Source organism: Acidiphilium sp. PM (assembly GCF_000219295.1).
GTDB classification, from domain to species: Bacteria; Pseudomonadota; Alphaproteobacteria; order Acetobacterales; family Acetobacteraceae; genus Acidiphilium; species Acidiphilium multivorum.
Genome location: NZ_AFPR01000289.1, coordinates 1 through 3393, shown reverse-complemented (window position 1 = coordinate 3393; position 3393 = coordinate 1). Strand labels below are relative to the sequence as shown.

The following is a 3393-nucleotide window of genomic DNA, read 5'->3' as shown; positions in this document are numbered from 1 at the left end:
CCGGATGCGGATTCGGTGCTCGACAAGCTCGACGAGGAGACGGCGGAGCTGCGCGCCGAGCTGGCGGGGGCGGATCCGGCGCGGATCGAGGACGAGCTGGGGGACATGTTCTTCGTGATGGTCAATCTCGCCCGCAAGCTCGGCTGCGATGGCGAGCAGGCGCTGGCGCGGGCGAATGCGAAGTTCGAGCGCCGGTTCCGCGCGGTGGAGGCGAGGCTCGCCGCCGCCGGGACGACGCCGGAGGCGGCCGGGCTCGCGGAGATGGAAGCGCTCTGGCAGGCGGTGAAGCGGGAGGGCTAGAGCATCATCCGATCAGATGGAGTCATCTGATCGGATAAAGATGCTCTAATTATCAATATCATAGAGCACTACATCCGATCCGGATGGATCGGATGGTGCTCTAGGGCATCATCCGATCCGTTCGGATCGGAACGTGCTCTAGCCGTAGAGCGCGTCGCGCAGGCGGTGCCAGGTGTCGCGGTCGGTGGCGGCGATGAGGCCGCCATCGATATCGGCCGGGCGCCAGGCCTCGCCATCCGGCCGGCGGACATGGCCGCCGGCTTCCTCGACGATCAGCGTGCCGGCGGCGTGGTCCCACGGCAAAGTGCGGCGGGAGACCGAGGCGTGCATATGGCCGGAGGCCATGGCGCGGTAGGTGGCGGCGGCGCAGCGCAGGTTGGGCGTCTGCCCCAGGGCGGCGAGGCTGCCGAGCACGCGGGATTTTTCGGCCCGCGCCATGTATTGCCAGGAGACCGAGGCGATCATCTGCGCGAGCGGCGCCGGGGCGGCGACGCGCAGGGGCAGCCATTCGGCTGAATCGGATGCGCCGCGGAGCAGGAAGGCGCCGCCGCCGCTTGTGGCGAGCATGGTGTCGTCGCGCAGCGGGTCGTGGATCAGCCCGGCGATGGTTCGATTGTCCTCGACCAGGGCGATCATCAGGCCGAACAGCGGCAGGCCGGCGGCGTAGTTCTGGGTGCCATCGATCGGGTCGATGACGAAGACGGGACCGGGGCCGGCGACCGCGCCGAGCAGGGCGGGATCGGCGGCGACGGATTCCTCGCCGATCACCGCGACATCGGGGAACAGGGCGCGCAGGCCTTCGGTGAGGGCGCGCTCGGCCGCCTCGTCGGCCACCGTGACGGGGTCGAGCGGGCCGGACTTGGTGCGCAGGTCGGCCGGGCCGATATGGCCGAAGCGGGGCATCACGATCGTGCGCGCGACGTCGCGCAGCAGCGCCGCGATGGCGGAAAGGTCGGTTCTGTCAGGCATCATGGGCTGGAATCCGTGGCGGTGGGTCAGGGGACCGGGGCGTGCAGCGCGGCTTCGTGATCGCGCTCGAAACGGGCGCGGTCCTCGGGGCGGAGCCGGACCTCGATGGCGATGGCGTCCTCGCCATCCGCGCGGGAGATCACCTCGCCATGGCGGTAGAGCCAGGCGAGGCCGGCGCCGTCGGCCGGCGCGAGCCAGTAGGTCGCGACCTGCATGGCGCCGGCGAGCCGGGCATCGATCGTGGCGCGCAGCGTGTCGAGATTCTCGCCGGACAGCGCCGAGACGGCGATGGCGGAAGCGCCCGGCAGGTCGCGCGCGGCGGGATCGAGCAGGTCGATCTTGTTCATCACCTCGATGCAGCGGGACGACCAGCCCTCGTCGATCATGCCCGAGCGGGCCATGCCGTCGAGCACGGAGACGACGTCGGCGCGCTGGGCGGCGCTGTCGGGGTGGGCGCAGTCGCGGACATGGAGGATGATGTCGGCGGCGGCGACCTCTTCGAGGGTGGCGCGGAAGGCGGCGACGAGTTCGGTCGGCAGGTCGGAGATGAAGCCCACCGTGTCCGACAGGATGGCCTGGCGGCCGGAGGGCAGGACGATGAGGCGCATCGTCGGGTCGAGGGTGGCGAAAAGCTGGTCCTGCGCGTGGACGGTGGCCCCGGTGAGCGCGTTGAACAGCGTGGATTTGCCGGCATTGGTGTAGCCGACCAGGGCGACGACCGGATAGGGCACGCGGTTGCGCGCGGCGCGGTGCAGGGCGCGGGTGCGGCGGACCTCGTCGAGTTCACGGCGGAGGCGGGCGATGCGGTCGGTGATCAGGCGGCGGTCCGCCTCGATCTGGGTTTCGCCGGGGCCACCGAGGAAGCCGAAGCCGCCGCGCTGGCGCTCCAGATGGGTCCAGGAGCGGACGAGACGGGAACGCTGGTAGGCGAGATGCGCGAGTTCGACCTGCAACACGCCCTCGGCGGTGCGGGCGCGCTCGCCGAAAATGTCGAGGATCAGGCCGGTGCGGTCGATGACCTTGCACTTCCAGGCGCGTTCGAGATTGCGCTGCTGCACCGGGCTGAGCGTGGAATCGACCACCGCGACGCCGATCTCGGCCTCGGCGATCGACTCGCCGATCCGCCGCACCTGGCCCTCGCCGAACAGGGTGGCGGGGCGGTGCGCGCGGATCTGCACGATTTCGTCATGGGCGATGACGAGGCCGATCGAGGCGGTGAGTCCGATCGCCTCGGCGAGGCGGGCCTCGGCCTCGCGCGGGCCGTTGCGCCCGCCATGTTCCCAAGGCAGCAGGACGGCGGCGCGGGTGGGCGCGGCCTGGGTGGGTATGCTCAACCCGGCCTACCCGGCGTCGCGGTCGGGGTCGCCGGCGCGGCCGAGGCTGAGCGTGGAGCCGCCCGCCGGCGCGGCGCCCTCGGCCTTGGTCGCGTCGAAGAGCTGGATCGGCGCGCCGGGCATCACGGTCGAGATCGCGTGCTTGTAGACGAGCTGGGTGTGCCCGTCGCGGCGGAGGAGGACGGAGAAATTGTCGAACCAGGTGATCACACCCTGGAGCTTCACGCCGTTCACCAGGAACACGGTGACCGGGGTCTTGCTCTTGCGAACGTGATTGAGGAAGACATCCTGCACGTTCTGCGATTTTTCGTTGGCCACGTCTGGAGTCCTTTTTTTCTTGCCGGGCATGGCGGTTGCCATGGCGTGGGTGCATCGGGTCATGGCATCGGGCCGGAACCCGCTGCCGCATGTTCGGCCCCGCCCGTTCGGAGAGCCCGCAAACGGATGCCGCAGGCGGAGATATAGCTCGCCGGGGCGCCGAAACCAATCGGAAGCGCCCGGCATGGGATAAAAAAACGCTTGTGGCGGGTGCATCACACACCCGCCACCATCACAGGGCGCGGCCGGTGGGCCGGCGGAGATCAGGCGCTGGCGCACCGCATGGCGGCCGGCGCGGTCCAGAACAGGGCTTGGGCGGTCAGCGTCAGCACCAGTTCGGCGCCGGCGCGGGGCAGGCGGATGCCGGCGTTGCCGCTTGTCCAGACTCCGGCATCGCCGCCCGCGCGCGGCAGGCGGCCGGGTGCTGGGATCGCGGTTTCGAGGTCGAGCGCCGCGCCGTCCAGCGCGAGGC

Annotated in this window: 5 protein-coding genes; 1 reads left to right on the top strand and 4 read right to left on the bottom strand. The window is 70.6% G+C overall.

Annotated features, from left to right (window positions below; genetic code table 11):
• A partial coding sequence (locus APM_RS11535; protein WP_007423556.1) for an NTP pyrophosphohydrolase occupies positions 1-300 on the top strand: 300 nt, incomplete at its 5' end.
• A 138-nt stretch (positions 301-438) separates the two neighbouring features.
• Here APM_RS11535 and APM_RS11530 read toward each other — a convergent pair.
• From APM_RS11530 to APM_RS22035, 4 genes are all read right to left on the bottom strand, one after another.
• Positions 439-1272: an inositol monophosphatase family protein gene (locus APM_RS11530; protein WP_007423555.1), complete on the bottom strand. Its 834-nt coding sequence runs from the start codon at positions 1270-1272 to the stop codon at positions 439-441.
• 23 nt (positions 1273-1295) lie between these two features.
• Positions 1296-2603: a GTPase HflX gene (gene hflX / locus APM_RS11525; protein ID WP_007423554.1), complete on the bottom strand. Its 1308-nt coding sequence runs from the start codon at positions 2601-2603 to the stop codon at positions 1296-1298.
• A gap of 6 nt (positions 2604-2609) precedes the next feature.
• Positions 2610-2921 (bottom strand): RNA chaperone Hfq, encoded by a 312-nt coding sequence (hfq, locus tag APM_RS11520; RefSeq protein WP_007423553.1) that lies wholly within the window; start codon positions 2919-2921, stop codon positions 2610-2612.
• 263 nt (positions 2922-3184) lie between these two features.
• The coding region (locus tag APM_RS22035) for a hypothetical protein (protein WP_007423552.1) at positions 3185-3393 on the bottom strand (209 nt) is incomplete at its 5' end.

Bases quoted from the DNA above. Each gene is read 5' to 3' on its own strand.
- APM_RS11530 (WP_007423555.1), bottom strand. From the start codon at position 1,272: ATGATGCCTGACAGAACCGACCTTTCCGCCATCGCGGCGCTGCTGCGC.